Source organism: Amorphus sp. 3PC139-8, assembly GCF_040750475.1.
GTDB lineage: Bacteria > Pseudomonadota > Alphaproteobacteria > Rhizobiales > Amorphaceae > Amorphus.
Genome location: NZ_JABJVY010000022.1, coordinates 1 through 19036 on the forward strand (window position 1 = coordinate 1; position 19036 = coordinate 19036).

Here is a 19036-nt window from a genome sequence, read left to right on the forward strand (position 1 = left end):
CTGCCACTTGCGGCCCTCGCATGGGCCGCCCTCTTTCTCGGCGAACCGGTACCGCCCCTGGCCATCGGATGCGCCGTCGTGGTGTTTGCTGCGATGCTTGTTTGCCTGCGCAGCCGGATCGCACGCCAAACGGATAGACCCAATTAAACCTAGTCTCGCATTCTCAGTCTCGTACCGACCGATAATCCGTCGCCGACCCACGGATCTCGCACCCGCCGAAACCCGCGAATCCCAGCGTTTTATGCCCCAGGCGGCCGACCACTTCGGCCGCGCCATCCATCACAGTCCCGTCTCGCCCTTTCGCGGCTGCCGTCCCTCGGAAGGATTCCGCGTCTCTGCCGGACGGCGCCTTGCCGTCAATGCGCTGCCCGCGCCGGTCCCGTGTTGCGCATGACGGCTTCGGCTCATTCCGCCCGGCGTTTCGATCCGCGTCCTTCGGGACGGACAACCAACTTTGAAAGGATCGAGACATGGGACTGGATATGTATGCTTTCGCGACCGACCAGCAGATCGCCGACGAGGTCGACTTCAGCGCCGAGGGCGCCACGGAGATCTTCTACTGGCGCAAGCACCCCAACCTGCACGGCTGGATGGAGCGCCTCTACAGCGAGAAGGGCGGCGCGAGCCCCGTCTTCAACTGCGTCAACGTGCAGCTCACCGCGGCCGACATCGACCGGCTGGAGGCCGACATCAAGGCGGGCGCCCTACCGCACACGGAGGGCTTCTTCTTCGGCGCCTCGAACGGCTCCGAGACGGAGGGCGACCTGACCTTCGTCGCCAAGGCGCGCGAACTCATCGAGGCCGGCGCCACCGTCTTCTACACATCCTGGTGGTAGCGCTGCCGCTCACAACGAAGCCGCCTCTCCGGAGGCGGCTTTCGCGTGTGGGGCTCGGCAGGCGGCGGCCGTCTTCTTAGCCGGACGGTTGGCGCCAGTGTCTGCCGACGATGTTGCTCGCTTATGCGCTCGCGCGCAAACGGCTCCTGACGCCCTCGGGCAGGTGAATGCGCCAACCCATCAGCCGCGCATTGAGCGGCCAGTCCTCGGCGATACCGAGACGGCGCTCGGGATCCGGCCCGAACATCTTCCGACGGACAAAGGCATCGAAGGTCAGGCCGCACCGCCTGGCGCGCGCCACGGCCTCGTCCAGCTCATTCGGCGACAGGGCGAAGGTGAACTCGTACAGCCCCGCTTTGACGCGGACGCTCACGGGGTCTTGGGCTGTCGTCATCGGCGATAATCCTCCATGTGGTTCCTTTCCTCTTCTGACCTCGACCGCAAGCGCCTCACCTGACGCCGACGCCCACGTCCGCTCTGCCCCCGGCGATGGTCTCGACGATCGTCGATGTCTTCCCTCGTCCGCCGGGTTCCGGCGTCGCAAGCGGCCTTCTTCACTGGGCGAACCTGCGTCCGGCGCCGCCCGGCGCAACGCGTCGTCACGGCTTTCTTCCCCGCCGGCTGCGCCGGCTTCCTCGCGAGACAACAAAGCCGCGCCTCCGCGTCCTCCGCTCCCGCTACAGCCTGACGGTGCGCTCGGGACGGCTCGGCCGGCCGCTTTTCGTCGCCCATGAAGGCCGCGGCGACGCGGCACGGAACCAACGGAAGGAGGAAAGCCATGAACCGACTGAACGCCATCGACACATTCGCCGAGCAGAGCTGGGACGAGTTCGTCATCGAGGTGGAGGACGCGCTCCTGATCGAGAGCGGCGAAGAGCTCGGCCCGGACCACATGCACGACATCGCCGCCGCCTATGACGCCGGCCTGTCCCCGTGGAGCTGCGTCATCGCGATGCTGGACAGCAACCCGCAGCTTCGCCAACGCGCCGCCTGAACTGGCCGACCCGCCGACGGCCTACGCCGTTGGCGGGGCTGGCCCCCGGCCGGGCGCTCAAGAGCGTCATTGCACGCCGAGCCCGCTCCCGATCTCAGCGCCGGCGGCGGTGATGCACGAGCATCGCGGCCACGGCCGCCGCGACGATTCCGAACATGCTCAGACATTTGAACGGCGGCGTCTGCGCCGCCACCAGACCGGCCACGTTCGCCGCGCCGGCGAGCCCGAGGATTACGTATGTCCACATCGGGCCATTCCCTCCGTTGGTTTCTCATCCGGGGGCTTATGGCGGCGGCCGATAGGTCGTAGCCTGACCGGGGGACAAGGCGCGTTGGCGGCTATTGTCTGTGTTTGAGAGCGATTGAAACTTGTCGGCGAGGTTAATCTCGGCTAGTATTCCGTTGGTTCCGATAGAGATTAAGTCACTGCCCTGTCAGTGTGAATCTTGCTCCCGCTGGAAGTTGGCCCCATAAAGAGGTGAGCAGAAGTGTAACTTCAGTAGGGAGGCAAGATGGATGTTGTACCCCAAAAACTCTTGAATCGAGGCTCCCCAGGGAGCCGTCGAGAGTTTTTGGGGTACAACAATTTCCGCGACATTCGACCCCCTCACGGGGTCTCAAGCGCCGTCAATCTTGCTCTGCGAGGCCTGCCCGCCGCACGCGGAGGGCGCCGCTGATGGCCCGCCCGCCGCTCAAGCCGGAAGAGCGCCGCACCGAATATCTGCGTGTCCGGCTCACCCCCGTCGAGAAGCGCGACCTTGAGCGCGCCGCCCAGGAGGTCGGCGTCACCATGGCCGAGTACGCCCGCGCCATGCTGACCGGCAAGAAGCCCAGGGCCAAGCCGCCGCGCGAGCGCGCCATGACGGCGCTGCTCTACGAGCTGTCCTCGATCGCCACGAACCTGAGTCAGCTCGCCGACGCGACGGGCATGACCACCTACGAGGACTGGGCGAAGTATGTGGGGGGCCAACTTGTGGAGGCGGTGTCAGGGCGGTCCGACCAGACGCCGGTGATCGACGCGCACCTGGAGAAGATCAACGCCGCCGGCCACTGGGTAAACGCGCTGGCCCGGCGCGCCAACATGGGCAAGGAGCTCGACCTCCAGGAGGTGCACGACGCCCTCATCGCCGTGCAGAAAGTCCTGAAGCCGATCCACGACGCGGTGTCGCAACCGCCGCCGGAGACCGGGTCGCCCCCGGACGGGAGCGATGCGGTTTAAGGTGCCCAAGCGCCAGCCGGAGAGCTTCAAGGCCTCCAGCCTCTACCTGGCCGGTCAGGTCAAGGGCCTCTCCCCCGACCGGGTCGAGTTCGTCGAGGGGCACAATCTCTACACCACCGATCCGCGCGCCGCGGCGGCGGTGATGGAGGCGACGGCCGCCAAGAGCCGCCGCTGCAAGACGCCCGCCTACCATTTCATCATCACCTTCGATCCGAAGGACGCCGAGGCCGGCAAGGTGACCCAGGAGGTCAAGCGCGACGTGGCGCGCAAGGTGCTCGACGACATGGGGCTGAGCGAGCATCAGGCGCTGGTCTATTCCCACACCGACACCGACCACCCGCACCTGCACTTTCTGGTCAACCGCATCCACCCGACCCGCCACAAGGCCTATAGCCGGCACCGGGACGGCACCCGCCTCGCCGAGATCGTCCAGACGCGCGCCCGGGAGCTGGGGCTCAACGTGCTGCGCAATCGCGAGTACGGCCGGGAGCACGAGATCGACAACGAGCCGACCCCGACCGATGCCGAATACTGGCAGGCACGGCGCGAGGATCGCGAAGCCCGCACGCGCTTCGGCAAGGGCCGCATCGTCGGCCTGCGCGCCCTGCTGCGCGACGACTTCTGGCAGGCCAGCTCGTGGAAGGATCTGACGCAGCGGCTCAACGACAAAGGGCTCACCCTGGAGATGAAGGGCCGAGGCCTCATCATCACCGACGGCGAGGGCTACGCGAAGCTCTCGGAGATGGGTAAGGGCGTGCGGCGCGATCGCCTCCAGGCCCGCTTCGAGCAGACCTACGGCAACTTCCTGATCGAGCGGGCGCGCGAGCTCGCGCAACGGCGCGAGGACCCCTCCGGCGTCGACACCGAGGGAATGACGCCCGCCGAGAAGCGGACCGTCGAGCGCCTGATGAACGACGACGCGCTGCCGCCGAGGCTGAACCCGGTCGAACGGCTCGACCAGCTCGACATGGACTATCGCTACTGGTCGGAGATCGACGCCGCCTACCGGCGGGGACGCAACCGGATCGACTATGCCAAGCGCCAGGAAACGTATCTTCAGGAGCGGGAGAAGACGAACACCGAATGGTTCCGCAAGCGCACCGTCAGCCTGCTGCGCATTCTCGATGGCGTCTACCGCGATCCCTACGCGGCCAAGAGCGCCTGGGACATTCTGGAGCGGACCCATGGCGAGGCCGAGGCCGAACGCATGGTGAAGGAGAACCCGCTGGTGCTCGGCGAGGCCCGCGGCACCCGCGTCGGCGAATGGCGCGACGCGGAGCGACAGGAGGCCAAGCGCCTGTCCCGCTATCTCGGGGCGCGCCGCCGCAAGTGGCGTGAGGCCAAGAACGATCTGGAGCGGACCCGCGTCCAGCTCGAACGGGCGCGGGAGCGGAAGAGTCGCGCGATTCACGATTACCGGATGCTTCAGGGCGTGGCGGGCACGCCCGAGGAGCTGCGCAAGATCATGATCCGGAAGATCGCGGCGCGCTCACGCGCGCTGGAGCGGGTGACCGAACAGGCGATCCGCCGGAGCCGGTTTGCCGACGAGCGCAAGGAGCAGCTTCACCGCGCCTATCTGCGCGCCAAGGAGCGGAGTCTGGAGCGGCAGCGCAAGCGCGAGCGCCAGAAGGCGCTCGGCCTGGAAATCGACATCGACTGACGGGCCGGCTATTCGAGCGGCTCACCGGCGACGAACGGCACTGCGGCCGCCCGGTCTTCCCAGCCGATCATATAGCTGGTCAGGCGCGCGCCGCCGTCGGTCACGACATCGACGACACAGGTGCGCAGATCGCCGCCTTCGCTGACGCGCAGCTCACGCGGGCTATGCAGGCCAATGACGCGGAGCTGATCCCCGGTGTCGAGGCTTTGCCGTACGAGACCCAGCATCTCGCTATCCTGACAGGCCGGCAGCGACGCCGGGGGCCGTTTGCCTTCGGCTTGCGCGGCCAATACGCCAACACTCCCCGCCACGCCGATCAGACAGATTGCGATGGCGACCAGCAGGCCGCCGTCATGCTTATGGAACGAATTCATGAAATCACCCTTTCGTTATTTCTGGATTTGAAGAACCGGCGCGCTTGGCCGCCTCGGCGGGCCGGCTCAGGCGCCGTTGGAACACCGCGTCGGCGTAGTAGCGGATCTTCTCGGCAAGGATCGGCCGGCAGCCCTGGACGAAGACCAGCATGCGGCTGTCCGGCAGCAGCGTGACTTCCGACGGCGAGAGCAGCGGCCGGCCCGTCTCGCTCTCCCCCTCGCTGTAGGCATGCACCAGGCCGAGCAGCGGGAAGCGGCCCGAACGGCCGCCGCTGTGCACTTTCACCGTGCGCTGACCGAGCATGCTGGAGAGCATGTTGGCCGTCTCCGGGTCCTGGACGTTGAAGGCCTGCCGCACGGCGCAGTTGGCGATCATCGAGCGCCATTTGGCGTAGGTCTTCTGGAGCTGGTCGAGATCCTGCACGAACAGCCAGAGCCGCACGCCGTACCCGGCGAGGTAACCGATACCGTCCTCGACCGGCCGCATGCGCCCCAGGGCCGGAAGCTCGTCGAGCAGGAACAGGACCGGTGTGTCGGGCACGTCCGGATTGCGGCTCATGGCTGCCGTCGCGATGCCGACCATCAACCGCATGAACGGCTGATAGGACGAGACGAACTCCGGCGGCACGATCACGAAGACCGAACAGGTCCGATCCTTCATCCGCTCGAAGTCGAAGGTGGTCTTGGCGGTCATGGCCGAGAGCTGCGGGCTCTCGAAGATCGACATGCTGTCCTGTGCGGTGGAGACGACGCTGGAGCGCTCGCGCTCCTCTTTCTGCGAGAAGCCCTCGGCGACCCGGGCCGCGGTTGCGCTCTCCGAGCCCCGCATGCCTTCGAGCACCTTCACGAAGCCCTCGTCCGACCGCATCAGCATCACCCGGAGGTGGTGGAGTGTCCGGAGCTCGGGTTCGACGTCACGGGCGAAATGAAGCAGCATCCCCATGATGAGGGTGCGCGCCTCGCGCTCGAAGTGATCCGCCTCGCCCGCCTTCGCGGCGACGATCATCTCGGCCATCAGACGGGCGTCATCCACCTCGCTGGCTGTGCCGACCCGGATGAAATCCAGCGGATTGTAGAAGGCATTCGAAATCGTCGGATCGAACGGCGCGAAGACGACGACGCGCCCGAGCTCCGCCCGGTAGCCGCCGGCGATGCGATAGTTCTCGCCCTTGATGTCGGTGACAAAGACCGAGCCCGGATGATCGAGAAGATTGGGCACGACGGCGCCGATGCCTTTGCCCGAGCGCGTCGGCGCGAAGGTCAGCAGGTGGCCCGGCCGCTCATAGCGTAGGAACCGGCCGTCGCGCTTGCCGATAATCGGCCCGGTCGACGTGAGTAGCCCCGCCTTGCGCAGTTCCTTGCCTCTGGCGAATGACGCCGAGCCGTAGGCCTGACGTGGCCGGCGGAAATAGCGCCACAGCCCGACCAGGACCGGCAGGCAGACGAGCAGCAGGAATCCTGCGATGAGCGCGCCGCCGAACGGTGTGTGGGCGGCGTAGTGGAGAAAGAGATAGAGTCCCGCGAGAATGAGAATCCATTTCGGGAGATCGAAGACGGCGAACCGCAGCGTCCGCCACAATAGACGAATGAATGACATGACATATGTCCCTCCTTGTATAACCGAGGGCTTATGTCACGCGTCTAAAATTATTTCGCTGACGTCTGGAAATCGGAATGGATAATAAATAGAATAGAGATGTCGCCGGATCCCGTTCAATGTCCCTGTGACTTGTATAACCAGCGGGATTCGGCGACATTATTTATTTGGTGGCCGCACTTTCGATTTACAAACCCGTATGTTTACCGGGTTGAAGATTTCGTCATTTATACAAATAATGAATAGTTTAGCCCTTGCGCGCCTTCACCAGATCGAAGCCTTCCTTCAGCAGCTCCACCATCGAGATGCCGTGAATGGCGGCATGCGCCTTGAACTCCCGGTGAAACTCCGCCGGCACCTTGAAGTTGAGCGGTTTCAGATCCGCCGCTTCCGGCCGATCGAGATTGTCGAGCGTCTCGCTCATCGCCGGCGGTGCGCCCTTGGTCGTGCGGTTCGGTGGAGCGATCTTCGTCATGCTATGCAGCCTCCCGCTCGCCGTTGGTTTCGAGCAGGTCGACGACTTCCTGGACAAGCGCATCGGCCCGCGCCTTGAGCGAGGCGAAGCGCGTTTCGGTCAGCGCCCGGCCCTCGTCGCTGGCGCGGCGATAGGCGGTCTTCTCCGGGAGTGTCGTGCTCAGGCAGCGATAGCCGCCTTGGGCGATATAGGTGCGCGCCTCGTCGAGCTCGGCCTCACTGTCCCCGACACGGCTCAGCACGAAGGCAATCCGGCCTGCGCCGACGCCGGCCTTGCGCAGCTCGTGGGCAAGCAGCACGGACGGCTCCAGATCGTCGAGAGCCAGTCCCGTCGGCAGGAGAACGAGATCGCTCGCTTCCGCGATCTGCCGCGTGCCCATGCTCGCGTGCGGCGGCCCATCGAGTACCATCAGGTCATAGGCGCCGGCGGCCTGCATGGCCTGGGCAACGGTCCCGAACCTCTCGACCGCGACAACAGGTTCCAGCCCGTGCTGGAGCCGGCGGGCCTGCCAACTGAACGCCGTGCCTTGCTGGATATCGAGATCGGCGATCTTCACCCGCCAGCCAGCCTGCGCGTATTCCCGCGCCACCAGCCGCGCCAGCGTGCTCTTGCCGACCCCGCCTTTCTGGGAAACAACTCCAATAATCAAATCAAAATACCCGTTACTTATTCTCTTAAATATATAATTCAGTAAATCATCAATTATTTCTTTCGTCAATTTCCATAAGAAAAAAGAAAAGGAGGATTGTTGAATAAAGACCCCTGTGTTCAGTTTTTTGGATCAAATCCGGCACGCACGAGATGCGGCGGAGCTGGAGCATCTGTTTTCTCAGGCACTCGCCGATCTGGGCTTTCGGGAGTGGGCTTATCAGGTGGTTCATGCGGACACCATCGTGGACGAGGAACCGCTCATCTTCACGACCTACCCCGAAGAATGGCACACGCACTATGCCGCCAGCGGCTATCACCTGATCGATCCCGTCGTGCGTCTCGGACCGCGTCAGGTGACGCCGTTCCAGTGGAGCGCCCTCTCCTTCGGCATCGAGCCGACGCCGGACCAACAACGCATGTTCGACGAAGCCGCTGAATTCGGCGTCGCGGAAGGCGTGGGCATTCCCATTCACGGTCCCAATGGTGCGCTCGCCATGGCCTCCATGGTGACCGACGAGCCACCGGAGAGTCTCGCTCGCCTCATGATCGAGACCGGTCCCGAGGTGCACCTGGTCTCCCTGGCCTTCCACAATGCGCTGCGCGACCTCGGGGGCTTCGGCCGCGCCCGCCAAGCGCCGATGCAGCTCTCCGCGCGCGAGCGCGAATGCCTGCTCTGGTACGCCAAGGGCAAAAGCATGTGGGAGATCGCGGCCATCCTCCGGATCAGCCGCCGCACCGTTCACCACTACATGGAAAACGTCCGCCGGAAGCTCGGTACGGCGAACAGCATGGAGGCCGTGCTGCGCGCGACGATGAGCGGGCTCATCAACCCGTGACAGAGGCCATTGCCCCCGTACGTTTACCGGGATGACAAATCTCGATCTTTCTCCCTCTATGGACGCCACGAGCAACCAAGGGAGGAAGACATGTGCTGTCCATCATATCGCAAGAGAACGCCCATCTGCATTGGGACGCGCTGGCGTCCATGCACCAACTCCGCCGTCAGGTCTTCAGCGAGCGCCTTCGCTGGGGCGTGACGGTGATCAACGGCCTGGAGATCGACCAGTTCGACATTCAGGACGCCCACTATATCGTTCACCGTGACGTCGAGGGCCGCGTTGACGCGTGCACGCGCCTTCTGCCGACGACCGGTCCCTATCTGCTCGGGGACGTGTTCGCCAGCCTCATCGACGGAGAGCCGCCGCGCGATGCGCGCATCTGGGAGAGCACCCGCTTTTGCGCCGATCACGGCCGCGCGCCCCGCAACATCGCCGCCCTGTTGATGGCCGCGATGCTGGAGTTCGGCGTCGATCGCGGGCTGAGCGCTTATGTTTCCGTCTCGGATGTTCGGATGGAGCCGATCATGCGCCGTGCCGGCTGGGATCCCCGCCGCCTCGGGGGCACCGTCGAGACCGGCACCGATACCGCGGCGGCCGAGCGGCTGACCGTCTCACGGGAGTATCTCATGCGCGTGCGCAAGCGCGCCGGCGCCAGCGGTCCCGTCATCGGGAATCTGCACGAGTTGAAAGGCGATCTCGCCGTGGCTTAGAACGGTGGCGCTCAGACGGCCTCAAAGCCCGTTCTGATGCGTCGAGACCTGCACGCAGGGGATTTCCCCTCGACAATCCGAGAAATGAACACAGCGGCCGCTCAGGCCGCTTATCCTTCAAGAGCCAAGCCATGTTGCGGCCGCGCGGGTGTCCGGACCCGACCATCGGCTATGCCGGCTGGCACCCGGCATGAAGCTGCGATGGTGCGGCAACCGGCGATGCTGTCAGCGCCCGCCTCGCCAAGAAACACACCGTCATTCCCAAGCAAATCAAGCGGCAGCCGCACCGCCCGGCGCTGGAAGTCTGAAACAAAATCTCGAACCCGATCTGGAATTTCGCCGCTCCATACGATACTTGCTGAACGCTTGGCCGGAACTTATCCACAGGCACCCGGTTTTAGTTGTTTTAATTTGTTTTAATGGTTTTAGAGGAATTCGCGCGCCGAAAGCCAGTCAATCCGGGGGTTCCAGAAGGCACCCCGTCCGCAAGGTACGGTCGAACGTCCGAAAGGTACACGACGACGTCCGCAAGGTACGGCCCAACGTCCGCAAGGTACATGTTCTCCACAGGACGAAGACCCAGCGGCCAACACGGGCTGTACATTGCGGACGCGGACTCCGGACAGCGTCTTCGCCCAGGAGCTAATCCAATCCGATCGGGAGTTCCTTGTGCGCGCGGTCCCATGAAACTTGAGTGCATCAGCCCTCGCCGGCCGGCAACTAGGGGAGAACGCCGCCCATTGCCCCGCGCCGTGGCTTGGCAAATCCGCTGTACCTTGCGGACGCCTGCCACGACGCTTTCAAGTGTCACGAGTCAGTGGCCCGATTTTCGAGGGTCGGCGTGCCGAAACAGGCCGCCATATGAAGCATGGGCCCGTCCTGGCCTTGTATCTCCGTCAGGCGGTAGTCGGGCAGGTCATTGGCCGCGATCAAGCATCTCAGATCGAAACAGAACTTCCTGTATTGCCTCGTGGAACCGCTTCGGGCGTAGATGCTCCGGAAGGAATACGACGCCGTGTCAACACCGGCAGCCTTGCGGGCCAGACGATAGATGAAGCGGGCCAGCCCGCCGCGGATTAGGAAGTAGTCCGGATTTACGGTGAGAATCTCGGGCGTCTTGTGCGTCATCACGCCGTCGTAGATCCAATCCGGGATCGTGATCTCGATGAGGCCGATGCGGCCGGTGTCCGTCCGGCTGACGACGCGATACCGCTCAATCAGTCCGAACCCATCCGAATCTCGAAGCCGGCTGTGCCGGTTCTTGCCGGTGATCTTGATCCGCGTGGTGTTGAGGCGGTCGAGCGCACGCTCAACGTCCGCGTACTGCTTCCCTCCCGTCGTCGACCTGCGGAACTTGAGAACCTCCGCGCTGTGCGGCCGAAAGACTTTGCCCGGCTTCGGACCCCGGCCCTGGCGGTAGCGCTTTACGGCATCCGCCAGATGCGAGATCGCCATCAAGACGATGTCGTAGTCGTCGATTGTCGCCATCCCGTAGGCGCCGCTCGACACCTCGATCACGGCTTTGTTCGTCTCATGACGCAGAATCTCGGCGTTCCGCCTTTGGCGTCGCGACAGGCGAAAGACCGCGATATCCATCAAGCCGACCCCGTCCTTCACCGGGATGTCGTGGAGGGCGGGGACGAAGAAATCGAGCTGGTTATCGTTTGCCGGCGGCGTGCCCAGAGAAGAGACAGGCGTAGCGCCGGGAACGGTCTTCCGTAAGCGTTCCTGCGTTTGCTTGAGCGTCGTAAGATGTTTGGGGCGTTCCCCCATCTTTTCGGCGTGTTTCATTCAACTCGTTACCTATAAGTTCGTTTTTTGTTCCAAATCAAGTTATCACAGCACAGCTCCGCTCGAAAACAATTCCACACAAGCAGGGTGTCGGTCAGTGTGTCGCGTCGGAACCGCCGTCGGCCGCGACATGGAAATCCACGAAGCGGTCGAACAGCGGCGGCGGGCGATAGCGATACCCGTCGGCATCGAAACGGCGACTGTCCGTTGCCGCCGGTTCGAGCAGGCCGAAGTAGAGATCGAAATCCCCCATGGAAGCCGCATCAAGGCTCGGAAGATAGCGGCCCCTGAAGGTCTCGGGAAAGAGCTCGGCCTGCACCAGGCCGGGCCGATCGAGCGCGTCGCGCCCCGCCGGCGAGAGTAGGAGCCGGTCCTTGTGCTTGCGCATGAGCTTCCGGCGCTTCATGACTTCGTGGAGGTACCGGCCGGGCAGATAGTCGATTTCGTCGACCACCTTGTTGACGGCTTAAACCTCGGCCGGCTCGTAGCCCGCCCATTCGAAGGCTTCGACGGCCCAGGCCAGGCCAGGAACCTGCGATTCAACGCCCCCGACGCCGTCAGGCCGATACCGTCATTGTCGCGCGCGTAACCTAGCATCATGTGCCCGCTCGCTGCGATAACGCTCCCGGACAATGTCTCGGCATCGAGGCCCCTGCTCAGGCTGATGACGCCGCTGCCGTCGAGCGGGTCGTCGGCCAGGGTCCGCGCCAAAGTCAGATCGTGTGCGCCTCGCAATCGTATTCCATCAAGCGATGGAGGGTGAGTGTCTCGGCCTACCGCCCCTTCGCATTCAGGGACAGGACCGCGACCGCGGCACCTCTTGCACGCACGCGTATTACGCAGTTCGGATGTTGAGGATCATTGGCACAGCCTGGGTTCGTATGCAGTTGAGTGTGCCAAATGCGCGGTTACAGATCTGTAGCGCCTTGCGCTAATCGCCATCGTCCTTCGATACTGCCGGTGATCCAGCCGAGCGACCGGCCCAACCGTCCGGCAGGAGTGACGGCATAATCTGCGGCTGCTGGTAAAAGATGTAGCTCGTGAACGTCCCGAAATGAGCCTGGGCGTCGCGCAGCAGGTCGTCGCATCGCAGGATGGCGTCCAGGTTCGTGCCGACCTGTCTCCAGTGGATGCGCGCGCCTTCATTGAGGGAGAAGCCGACGGCCGTTCGCAGAATGAGCTGGGCGCGTGTCATGCCCCCGGACGCAACAAACGACTGGACGATAACATCGTCGTTGATCTCTTGGTGATCCGTGAGGGTCGAGAAGATTGCCCATACGAGCGCGTTCGGGACGTCCGCGCCTCGCTCACCGGCCGCATCGTGCAGGTATGCCTCGGACACCCGGAATACCGCCTGATAACCGTCAGCGGTCGGCTCTTTCTCCCCTACGCGCTCCAGTTCGATCCGCAGGCCGGCACCTTGCTTCGGGACGAGATAGTAGTCACCGGCGAGAACACTCATCAGATCGTTCTTGATTGCCTTTTCGAAGCCGACCGTTACCGAATCCTCACCGGCAGGTTCGGCGATGGCGGGATCGAACAGTATCCAGAACCCGACGTCCCGTGGACGCCAGGCGATCAGGAGCGGCTGGTTCAGGAGCGCGGCATATTCCTTCAGGCGCTGCAAGTACCGGGTCTTGAATTTTAGAACTGTATCTTCCGTCGTCTTGACTTCAATCACGGCGCTGCACGTCTCGCCGCCTGTCTGGAAGACAGCAAGCAGGTCGGGCACGACCTACTGGCTGCGCGCTTCATCTTCGAGCGCGACTTCACTCAGCCGGTGGACGAAACTGCACCATCCAAGCCAGCGGAGAACGGCAGCGAATTCGTTTTCAGCGGATAGCCCGTATTCGACATGCTGCACCTGCCGGGCAAACCTGTCGACATCGTCGATATCCCAGTCGAGTCGCTCGGCCGCCTTGACAATCGCATGTGCGGCATCAGTGGTGCGGAAAGGCTGAGCGGTCCGCCCCAACCGCGGCCCTTGTGATGGTGATGACTGGTCTTCGGGTCTATCAGTCATACCACTGTCCGCCTCTTCATTGCTTGCCATGCTTCAGGCATGGGGTTATGTTTGACTATAATCACGTCTTTTGCCCCGCCGTTGTCCCGGCCGGTGATGGCGCGCTTTTTCGTCGGCGCGCTGCTTCCAGGTCGGGGCCCGATCGTCATCGCTGCCGGCCTGACCCGCCCCTTCGACGAATTCCGCCGCGTCGTTGAATTCCACCGTTATCTCGTTCTGCTTGAAACCGCGCTTGTGCCTCAAGCCTTCAATCTCGCACTCCTTCTCTGAAATGACACATAACCTTGGGAATCCTGACGCATAAAATTTGGACTCGACAGCGCTTGGAGATCGCGGCGCGCCTGGCGGTCATCGACCCGTCTGCTAGCGAAGTCCAGCCGGGCGATCCGCCGCGCGTACCGGAACGACCGTGCCTGACCCGGAAGAGGCTTCCTGAGAAGTGGAGGAGAGAATGGGTCGCAGGTCATACAAGCTGCCGATCATCGACGAGCTCGGCTACGTGCCGCTCTCCTCGACCGGCGCCGAGCTACTATTCGAGGTGTTCAGCGAGCGCAACGAGCGCGGCTCGACCATCGTCACCAGCAAGCTGCCCTTCGACGAATGGACCTCCGTCTTCGGCTCTGAGCGGCTCACCGGCGCGCTCCTCGATCGGCTGAAGCATCACGTCCACATCCTCGAGATGAACGCGAAAGCTTCCGCCTCAAGCAGGCTAAAGGACGATCACAGAACGCCGACCACGACTGACCATCCGCAATCGAGAGAGGGCCCCCGCGGGGGCCCTCTCTCGATCACAAGTGATGCATTTTACTCCGGCCAACTGAGGCATTTTTAGTCCGGCGTTGACACCGGAGCCCCTCGGCCTCGATCGCCGAGCCAGAACTCTTCTCCACCTCATAGAGCTTGCGCCGCGCCAGGAAGCGGCGCCGCATTGGTGAGTCCGTGGTTACCTTGGAGATGTCCATTGTGAAGATCATTATGCGGAACGCTGTTTTATTTTTCTTGATCGGTGGCGAAAGATGGGCATTCTGAACCGACAAGGTTTCCAACGATGTCGGGAAGTGTCGTGACCATCGAAAAGTTGCTCAATCCGAAGAACGTGGCACTCGTCGGCGTGTCCACGAAGAATGCCACCTTCCAGGTCGGGGCGCGCGCGGTTTTCGATCATCTGCGCGTGCATGGCTATCGGGGCCGGATCGATATCGTGACCCGCGAGCCGGCCTCCATCGACGGGGTCGACAGCGTCACCGACCTCTCTCAATTGACGCATGCGCCGGATTGCGTGCTGATCTCGGTCCCGGCGGCCGATGTCTATTCGGTCGTGGAGAAGGGCTTGGCGCTCGGTTCGCGCGCCTTCGTCGTGTTGACGGGCGGGTTCTCCGAAGCCGGGGAGGAGGGCGCACGCGACCAGGAGCGGATCGCGCGTTTGGTCCGCGCCCACGACGCGGTCATGCTGGGTCCGAACACCACGGGCTACGTCAATTTCGCTAACCGGATCGCGTTGAGTTCGACCAGTCGGGTAAGCGCCGAACTCGCGCCGGTCGGCGATGTCGGCCTCGTCGTGCAGAGCGGCGCGCTCGGCAGTGGGCTGTTGGAGGAATCGGTCCGCAACGGCATCGGTCTCAGTCACCTAATCTCGACCGGAAACGAGGCGGTGACCAGTCTGGTGGATTGCATCGAACATCTCATCGACGATCCGTCGGCCAAGGTCATCGCGCTTTACGTGGAAAGTTTCCGCGAGGCGGATCGGATGATCGCCGTATCGCGCCGCGCCCGCGAGGCGGGGAAGCCCATCGTCGTCTACAAGGCCGGTCGGTCCGATGTTGGCCGCCGCGCGGCGGCGGGCCATACCGGCGCACTTGTCGGCACGCGCGATGCCTATGCCGCGGCCGTCCGGCAACTCGGCTGGATCGACGTCACGGCCATCGAGGATCTGTTGCCCATCGCCAACTACGCCGCGCGCTGCGGCGTGGCCCGGACCATGGCGGTGATCTCGATCTCCGGTGGCTATGGCGGCTGCGTCGCCGATGCCTTGGCCGAGGGAGGACATGTCACGTTGCCCGCGCCGTCCGCTCGAACGGTGGCGCGGATGCGCGATCACGTGCCCGCCTTTCTCAGCGCCAGCAATCCGATCGATGTCGGTGGTACCCCATTCCGAACCGCCGAGGGCTATGCCGAATGCCTCGATGCATTGGCCGACGACCCGGCGATCGACGGGGTCGTCATCGCGAACACGCCCATCGTCCCCGCCTGGGCGGAGCGGGTGTCGTCCGCGGCCGCGCGGACGCGGGCGCGGACGGGCAAGCCCGTCTCCGTCATTTGGCCGTCGGAAATCTTCAATATTGACGCGCTCGCGGCGCTGCGCACGGACAAGGTGCCGGTGTTCGGCCGGGTGGACAGCTTCGCCACCGCCGTCGCCGGTGTCGCCATTGCGTCCGAGAGCCGGGCCGCCCCCTCCCGACTGCTGCGCGAGGGACGGCCGGCGGGTTGGGGCACGGGCGGATCACGCGCCGAGGAGGGCGGCCCGGCGCTCGACGAATCACGCAGCAAGGCGATGCTGAAATCACTGGGCGTCCGGTTCCCGGCCGAGCGTTTCGTGGACGGGCGCGACGTGGAGGCGGTTCTGCAGACGGCGGCGGATGTCGGCTATCCGGTTACGTTGAAGGGCATTGCGGCCGGCGTGGTGCATAAATCGGAGTTCGGTCTCGTGGCCGTCGGCGTGCCGGACGCGGACAGCCTGCGCACGCAAGTCGCCGCGATGTCGGAGAGCGCGGACGGGCATGGTCTCGATTTCCAGGGATTTCTCCTGGGGGAGACGGTCCGTCCGGGGGCGGAGGTCATCGTCGGCCTCGGCCTCGATCCGGAATTCGGACCGATGCTCACCTTCGGCGCCGGCGGCATCCTGACCGAGATCATGCAGGATGCCGCCGTCCGGCTCTTGCCGATGGATGCCGGGGAGGTGCGCGCGATGATCGAGGCGTGCCGCATCGGCAAGGTGTTGCACGGCGCGCGCGGCAAGACCGCGTTGGATGTCGATGCGTTGGTCGCGTTCCTGGAGAACCTGGCCGGCCTCGCGTCCGGACTCGGCCGGGATTTCGCCGGGGTCGAGATCAATCCCGTCGGCGTCGGCGCGGCCGGCGAGGGCGTGTGGGCGTTGGACGCGACGGTGTTCGCCTATGAGGAGGGGACGTGATGTCGTCCGGTCGAAGGGAAAAGCTGGTCCCGCCCGAGGCGCTGGGGGACCTGATCGCGGCATGGTTGGGCGACGCCGATCTGCTGGCCTTGGGCGGCTTATTCAAGCAGGGACGTCCCTGCGCCCTGGTGCGCGAGGTAATCCGTGGCGGCCGGCGGGATTTGAAGCTCGTCTCCTCGCCTGGATCCGGGTTCGACGTGGATGTCCTGATCGCGGCCGATTGCGTGGCGGAAACCTTCCTTCCGGCGGTTACGCTGGAAACCAGAATGTGCCCCGCCTTTCGCGGCGCGGTGGAGGCGGGCACGGTGCGCGCCCATTGCGTCGACGCGCTGTCCGTCGTGGGCGGTTTGATGGCCGCCGCCCATGGCGTGCCCTTCCAGCCGGTGGTCGCCTGGAAAGGATCGGACGTGCCGCGGAACAACCCGCTCGCGGCCGAGATCACCTGTCCCTTCACCGGCGAGGCTCTGTTCGCGACCCGCGCGATCCGTCCGAAGCTCGCCCTGCTGCATGCCCAGGAAGGCGATCGATACGGTAATATCCGCCATCTCTCGACGATGACCTATGCCGACCAGATGATGGCGCGGGCGTCCGAACGCGTGATCGTCAGCGTCGACCGACTGGTCTCGACGGAGGATATCGTCGCCCGCTCGCGGGAAACGACGATCCCCTGCATCTATGTCGATGCGGTGGTCGAGATGCCCTATGGCGCGCATCCGACAGGGAGCTTCCCGCTCTACAGCATCGACGAGGCCCATATCGAGACCTATGCCGACGTGGCCGAGGCCGCGCGCCGGGCCCGGCGCGATGGCGGGCCGGAATCCGGGCGGGACGGTAGCGGGGGAGCGGGCTATGGCCTCGCCGACTATCTGAACCGCGTCGTCCATGTGCCCGCGACGCAAGCCGACTATCTCGAGGCGATCGGCGGCGAGGAGCATCTCACGGCGTTGGAGCGGGAGGCCGCGAGCCTATGACCGATACAAGCTGTACCCCGGCGGAACTTCAGGCCTTCGTCCTCTCCCGCGAACTCAAGGACGGGGAGATGGGGGCCGCCGGCGCGTCCGCCGCGATTCCGATGGCGGCCATCATGCTCGCCCGGCACATGCACGCACCGAACATCCAGATCGCGGGCGAGATGTTCGTCAATCCCCGGCCGAGGCAGCTCTGGGACTCGATGCTCGACGACCGCGCGCTCGGCGCCTGCGAGGGGGCGGAGACCTTCCTGGAACTGTTCGGCCATTCGCATCGCGGATTGGATTTCTTCTTCCACAACGGCATGCAGATCGACCGCTTCGGCAATATCAATCTGCATTTCATCGGTGGGACGATCGACCGCCCGCGCATGCGCGGCCCCGGCGCGGCGAATATCTCCTATGCCGGGACTTCGCGGCGGTTCTATATCTGCACGCACGCGCATTCGCCGCGAAGCTTCGTTCCCCGAGTCGATTTCATCACCTCGCCCGGCTATCTCGACGGACCGGATAGCTTCCAAGCGGCTGGCCTGAAGGGCGGGCCCGCCCTGTGCGTGACGCCCCTTGCGGTCATGGATTTCGATCCGGACAGCCTGACCATGCGCCTGAAGTCGGTCCATCCGTGGGGTTCGGTGGAGGAGGTCGTCGCCAAGACCGGCTTCGCGCTCGGCCTGCCCGACCGCGTGCCCGACACCGATCTGCCGGATGCCGAAACGCTCGATCTTCTCCGCCGGAAGGTGGACACGGCCGGCATACTGCGCCATTGACCGGACGCGCCCGGGGTAGGTCGGACGGCGGTCGGCTCAGGGCGTGTTCGCTTCGTCGCGAAAATCGCCATCCTGGAGATGCCGCTCGATCTCCCGCGTCATGTCGACCAGCCGCTGGCCGATCTCCCGTTGCCGGGTGGCGTTCAGGTGGCGGGCCGGCGCTCCGCAGGCGAGCGCGTAGACCGGCGAGCCCCCCGGAAAGACCAACGGCGCCGCGACGCCGTTGATGTCGGTGAACCAGCTTGACTGGGCGGTGGTATAGCCCTGCGCCGCGACCTCCCGGCGGCCGGTCTCGATATTGGCCTTGATCTCCTCCCAATGCTTGGCGTGGCGTTCGCGCAGCAGGGTGTAGAGGTAGTTCAACTCGGCTTCCGGCAGGGGGGCGATCAATGCGTGGCCGGTCGCCGTTCCGGCGAGCGGAATGCGGGAGCCGACCTCGAGGCGGAGCGTCATCAGCGTCTTCGTGCTGTGCGTGACTTCCAGTTCGATGACGTCGAGCTGGTCGCGCGCGGCGAGCGAGGCGTGAACGTTGAAGGTGTCCGCCAGTTCGCTCAGATAGGGTCGGACCAGATCGCCCAGGCTGAAAGGTTCGCGCGCGGCGAAGCCGAGGCCGAGGATCGAGGTGCCGAGGCGATACTGCCGCCGTCGCGTCGAATAATGCAGATAGCCGAGCGACTTCAGGGTCTGAAGCAGACGGGACGTCGTCGGCTTCGGCAGATCGACCCGCTCCGCCACCTCCATCCCGTTCATCCAGACCTGTTCGGAGGCCCCGAACGCCTCCAGCACGAGGAGCCCGCGGCCGAGCGTGTTCACGAAGTCGCGGTCCTTGGCGACGATCCCGCTTTGGCGGCGGCGGCGCACGCGTCGGCGCGGCGGCTCGTCCTCGCCGTCGGCTTCGGGCGTGCGCCCATTGCTCGATTGGTCGGTCCTGTCCGCCTTCATC

The 19036-nt window shown here is 64.6% G+C and carries 21 protein-coding genes and 1 pseudogene; 11 read left to right on the plus strand and 11 right to left on the minus strand.

Annotation, left to right across the window (positions count from 1 at the left end; translation table 11 throughout):
* Nucleotides 1-470 precede the first annotated feature (470 nt).
* Complete coding sequence (locus HNS03_RS18480; RefSeq protein ID WP_367197464.1) at nucleotides 471-836, plus strand: phosphoglycerate kinase; 366 nt, start codon at nucleotides 471-473, stop codon at nucleotides 834-836.
* Between the two features lie 121 nt (nucleotides 837-957).
* Here the strand turns inward: HNS03_RS18480 and HNS03_RS18485 are convergent, their stop codons facing one another.
* Nucleotides 958-1230 carry a hypothetical protein gene (locus tag HNS03_RS18485; protein ID WP_367197465.1) on the minus strand — a complete coding sequence of 91 codons (273 nt, stop codon included), beginning with the start codon at nucleotides 1228-1230 and terminating at the stop codon, nucleotides 958-960.
* A gap of 384 nt (nucleotides 1231-1614) precedes the next feature.
* Between HNS03_RS18485 and HNS03_RS18490 the strand changes: the two genes are divergently transcribed.
* Complete coding sequence (locus HNS03_RS18490) at nucleotides 1615-1830, plus strand: hypothetical protein (protein WP_367197467.1); 216 nt, start codon at nucleotides 1615-1617, stop codon at nucleotides 1828-1830.
* Nucleotides 1831-1924: 94 nt separating this feature from the next.
* On the opposite strand, the gene HNS03_RS18495 is transcribed toward HNS03_RS18490, so the two are convergent.
* Nucleotides 1925-2077, minus strand: coding sequence for a hypothetical protein (locus HNS03_RS18495; protein ID WP_164516654.1), 153 nt, complete (start codon nucleotides 2075-2077; stop codon nucleotides 1925-1927).
* 428 nt (nucleotides 2078-2505) lie between these two features.
* Here HNS03_RS18495 and HNS03_RS18500 point away from each other — a divergent pair, with 428 nt between their 5' ends.
* Nucleotides 2506-3048, plus strand: a complete 543-nt coding sequence (locus HNS03_RS18500) for a hypothetical protein (RefSeq protein ID WP_367197469.1) — start codon at nucleotides 2506-2508, stop codon at nucleotides 3046-3048.
* On the plus strand, nucleotides 3038-4708 hold the full coding sequence (locus HNS03_RS18505; RefSeq protein ID WP_367197470.1) for a relaxase/mobilization nuclease domain-containing protein: 1671 nt from the start codon (nucleotides 3038-3040) through the stop codon (nucleotides 4706-4708). The genes HNS03_RS18500 and HNS03_RS18505 overlap by 11 nt, the downstream gene beginning before the upstream one ends.
* Nucleotides 4709-4716: 8 nt before the next feature.
* Here the strand turns inward: HNS03_RS18505 and HNS03_RS18510 are convergent, their stop codons facing one another.
* The 4 genes from HNS03_RS18510 to HNS03_RS18525 form a co-directional block, all read right to left on the minus strand.
* Nucleotides 4717-5082, minus strand: coding sequence for a hypothetical protein (locus tag HNS03_RS18510; protein WP_367197472.1), 366 nt, complete (start codon nucleotides 5080-5082; stop codon nucleotides 4717-4719).
* Between the two features lie 4 nt (nucleotides 5083-5086).
* The gene (locus HNS03_RS18515; protein WP_367197474.1) at nucleotides 5087-6679 is read right to left on the minus strand and encodes a type IV secretory system conjugative DNA transfer family protein; all 1593 of its coding nucleotides are present in this window, start codon (nucleotides 6677-6679) and stop codon (nucleotides 5087-5089) included.
* A 247-nt stretch (nucleotides 6680-6926) separates the two neighbouring features.
* Nucleotides 6927-7154, minus strand: coding sequence for a hypothetical protein (locus HNS03_RS18520; protein ID WP_367197475.1), 228 nt, complete (start codon nucleotides 7152-7154; stop codon nucleotides 6927-6929).
* 1 nt (nucleotide 7155) lies between these two features.
* Nucleotides 7156-7803, minus strand: coding sequence for an AAA family ATPase (locus HNS03_RS18525; protein ID WP_367197477.1), 648 nt, complete (start codon nucleotides 7801-7803; stop codon nucleotides 7156-7158).
* 115 nt (nucleotides 7804-7918) lie between these two features.
* On the opposite strand from HNS03_RS18525, the gene HNS03_RS18530 reads away from it, so the two are divergent.
* Complete coding sequence (locus HNS03_RS18530) at nucleotides 7919-8641, plus strand: LuxR family transcriptional regulator (protein ID WP_367197478.1); 723 nt, start codon at nucleotides 7919-7921, stop codon at nucleotides 8639-8641.
* Between the two features lie 92 nt (nucleotides 8642-8733).
* Nucleotides 8734-9354 (plus strand): acyl-homoserine-lactone synthase, encoded by a 621-nt coding sequence (locus HNS03_RS18535; protein WP_367197480.1) that lies wholly within the window; start codon nucleotides 8734-8736, stop codon nucleotides 9352-9354.
* A gap of 807 nt (nucleotides 9355-10161) precedes the next feature.
* On the opposite strand, the gene HNS03_RS18540 is transcribed toward HNS03_RS18535, so the two are convergent.
* The 4 genes from HNS03_RS18540 to HNS03_RS18555 all read right to left on the minus strand — a co-directional run bounded on the left by HNS03_RS18540 (nucleotide 10162) and on the right by HNS03_RS18555 (nucleotide 13168).
* A complete protein-coding gene (locus tag HNS03_RS18540; protein WP_367197482.1) occupies nucleotides 10162-11145 on the minus strand; it encodes a replication initiator protein A in 984 nt (327 codons plus the stop codon).
* 94 nt (nucleotides 11146-11239) lie between these two features.
* On the minus strand, nucleotides 11240-11599 hold the full coding sequence (locus tag HNS03_RS18545) for a hypothetical protein (RefSeq protein ID WP_367197483.1): 360 nt from the start codon (nucleotides 11597-11599) through the stop codon (nucleotides 11240-11242).
* Nucleotides 11600-12076: 477 nt separating this feature from the next.
* Nucleotides 12077-12877, minus strand: coding sequence for a hypothetical protein (locus tag HNS03_RS18550; protein ID WP_367197485.1), 801 nt, complete (start codon nucleotides 12875-12877; stop codon nucleotides 12077-12079).
* Between the two features lie 3 nt (nucleotides 12878-12880).
* The gene (locus tag HNS03_RS18555) at nucleotides 12881-13168 is read right to left on the minus strand and encodes a hypothetical protein (RefSeq protein ID WP_367197486.1); all 288 of its coding nucleotides are present in this window, start codon (nucleotides 13166-13168) and stop codon (nucleotides 12881-12883) included.
* Between the two features lie 51 nt (nucleotides 13169-13219).
* Between HNS03_RS18555 and HNS03_RS18560 the strand changes: the two genes are divergently transcribed.
* The 5 genes and pseudogenes from HNS03_RS18560 (at nucleotide 13220) to HNS03_RS18580 (ending at nucleotide 18093) form a co-directional block, all read left to right on the plus strand.
* Nucleotides 13220-13438 (plus strand): hypothetical protein, encoded by a 219-nt coding sequence (locus tag HNS03_RS18560; RefSeq protein ID WP_367197488.1) that lies wholly within the window; start codon nucleotides 13220-13222, stop codon nucleotides 13436-13438.
* Nucleotides 13439-13631: 193 nt separating this feature from the next.
* A pseudogene (locus HNS03_RS18565) lies at nucleotides 13632-13912 on the plus strand (ATP-binding protein); the annotation flags it as partial.
* Between the two features lie 304 nt (nucleotides 13913-14216).
* Entirely contained in the window at nucleotides 14217-16358 is a 2142-nt protein-coding gene (locus HNS03_RS18570; RefSeq protein WP_367197489.1) for an acetate--CoA ligase family protein, read from the plus strand.
* On the plus strand, nucleotides 16358-17329 hold the full coding sequence (locus HNS03_RS18575; RefSeq protein ID WP_367197491.1) for a CoA transferase subunit A: 972 nt from the start codon (nucleotides 16358-16360) through the stop codon (nucleotides 17327-17329). Before HNS03_RS18570 ends, HNS03_RS18575 begins: the two co-directional genes overlap by 1 nt.
* Nucleotides 17326-18093 carry a CoA-transferase subunit beta gene (locus HNS03_RS18580; protein WP_367197493.1) on the plus strand — a complete coding sequence of 256 codons (768 nt, stop codon included), beginning with the start codon at nucleotides 17326-17328 and terminating at the stop codon, nucleotides 18091-18093. Before HNS03_RS18575 ends, HNS03_RS18580 begins: the two co-directional genes overlap by 4 nt.
* Before the next feature lie 36 nt (nucleotides 18094-18129).
* Here HNS03_RS18580 and HNS03_RS18585 read toward each other — a convergent pair whose 3' ends face one another.
* Complete coding sequence (locus HNS03_RS18585) at nucleotides 18130-19035, minus strand: IclR family transcriptional regulator (protein ID WP_367197495.1); 906 nt, start codon at nucleotides 19033-19035, stop codon at nucleotides 18130-18132.
* Nucleotide 19036: the final 1 nt, after the last annotated feature.

Bases quoted from the DNA above. Each gene is read 5' to 3' on its own strand.
- HNS03_RS18480 (WP_367197464.1), top strand. From the start codon at position 471: ATGGGACTGGATATGTATGCTTTCGCGACCGACCAGCAGATCGCCGAC.
- HNS03_RS18485 (WP_367197465.1), bottom strand. From the start codon at position 1,230: ATGACGACAGCCCAAGACCCCGTGAGCGTCCGCGTCAAAGCGGGGCTG.
- HNS03_RS18490 (WP_367197467.1), top strand. From the start codon at position 1,615: ATGAACCGACTGAACGCCATCGACACATTCGCCGAGCAGAGCTGGGAC.
- HNS03_RS18495 (WP_164516654.1), bottom strand. From the start codon at position 2,077: ATGTGGACATACGTAATCCTCGGGCTCGCCGGCGCGGCGAACGTGGCC.
- HNS03_RS18500 (WP_367197469.1), top strand. From the start codon at position 2,506: ATGGCCCGCCCGCCGCTCAAGCCGGAAGAGCGCCGCACCGAATATCTG.
- HNS03_RS18505 (WP_367197470.1), top strand. From the start codon at position 3,038: ATGCGGTTTAAGGTGCCCAAGCGCCAGCCGGAGAGCTTCAAGGCCTCC.
- HNS03_RS18510 (WP_367197472.1), bottom strand. From the start codon at position 5,082: ATGAATTCGTTCCATAAGCATGACGGCGGCCTGCTGGTCGCCATCGCA.
- HNS03_RS18515 (WP_367197474.1), bottom strand. From the start codon at position 6,679: ATGTCATTCATTCGTCTATTGTGGCGGACGCTGCGGTTCGCCGTCTTC.
- HNS03_RS18520 (WP_367197475.1), bottom strand. From the start codon at position 7,154: ATGACGAAGATCGCTCCACCGAACCGCACGACCAAGGGCGCACCGCCG.
- HNS03_RS18540 (WP_367197482.1), bottom strand. From the start codon at position 11,145: ATGAAACACGCCGAAAAGATGGGGGAACGCCCCAAACATCTTACGACG.
- HNS03_RS18555 (WP_367197486.1), bottom strand. From the start codon at position 13,168: ATGACTGATAGACCCGAAGACCAGTCATCACCATCACAAGGGCCGCGG.
- HNS03_RS18570 (WP_367197489.1), top strand. From the start codon at position 14,217: ATGTCGGGAAGTGTCGTGACCATCGAAAAGTTGCTCAATCCGAAGAAC.
- HNS03_RS18575 (WP_367197491.1), top strand. From the start codon at position 16,358: ATGTCGTCCGGTCGAAGGGAAAAGCTGGTCCCGCCCGAGGCGCTGGGG.
- HNS03_RS18580 (WP_367197493.1), top strand. From the start codon at position 17,326: ATGACCGATACAAGCTGTACCCCGGCGGAACTTCAGGCCTTCGTCCTC.
- HNS03_RS18585 (WP_367197495.1), bottom strand. From the start codon at position 19,035: ATGAAGGCGGACAGGACCGACCAATCGAGCAATGGGCGCACGCCCGAA.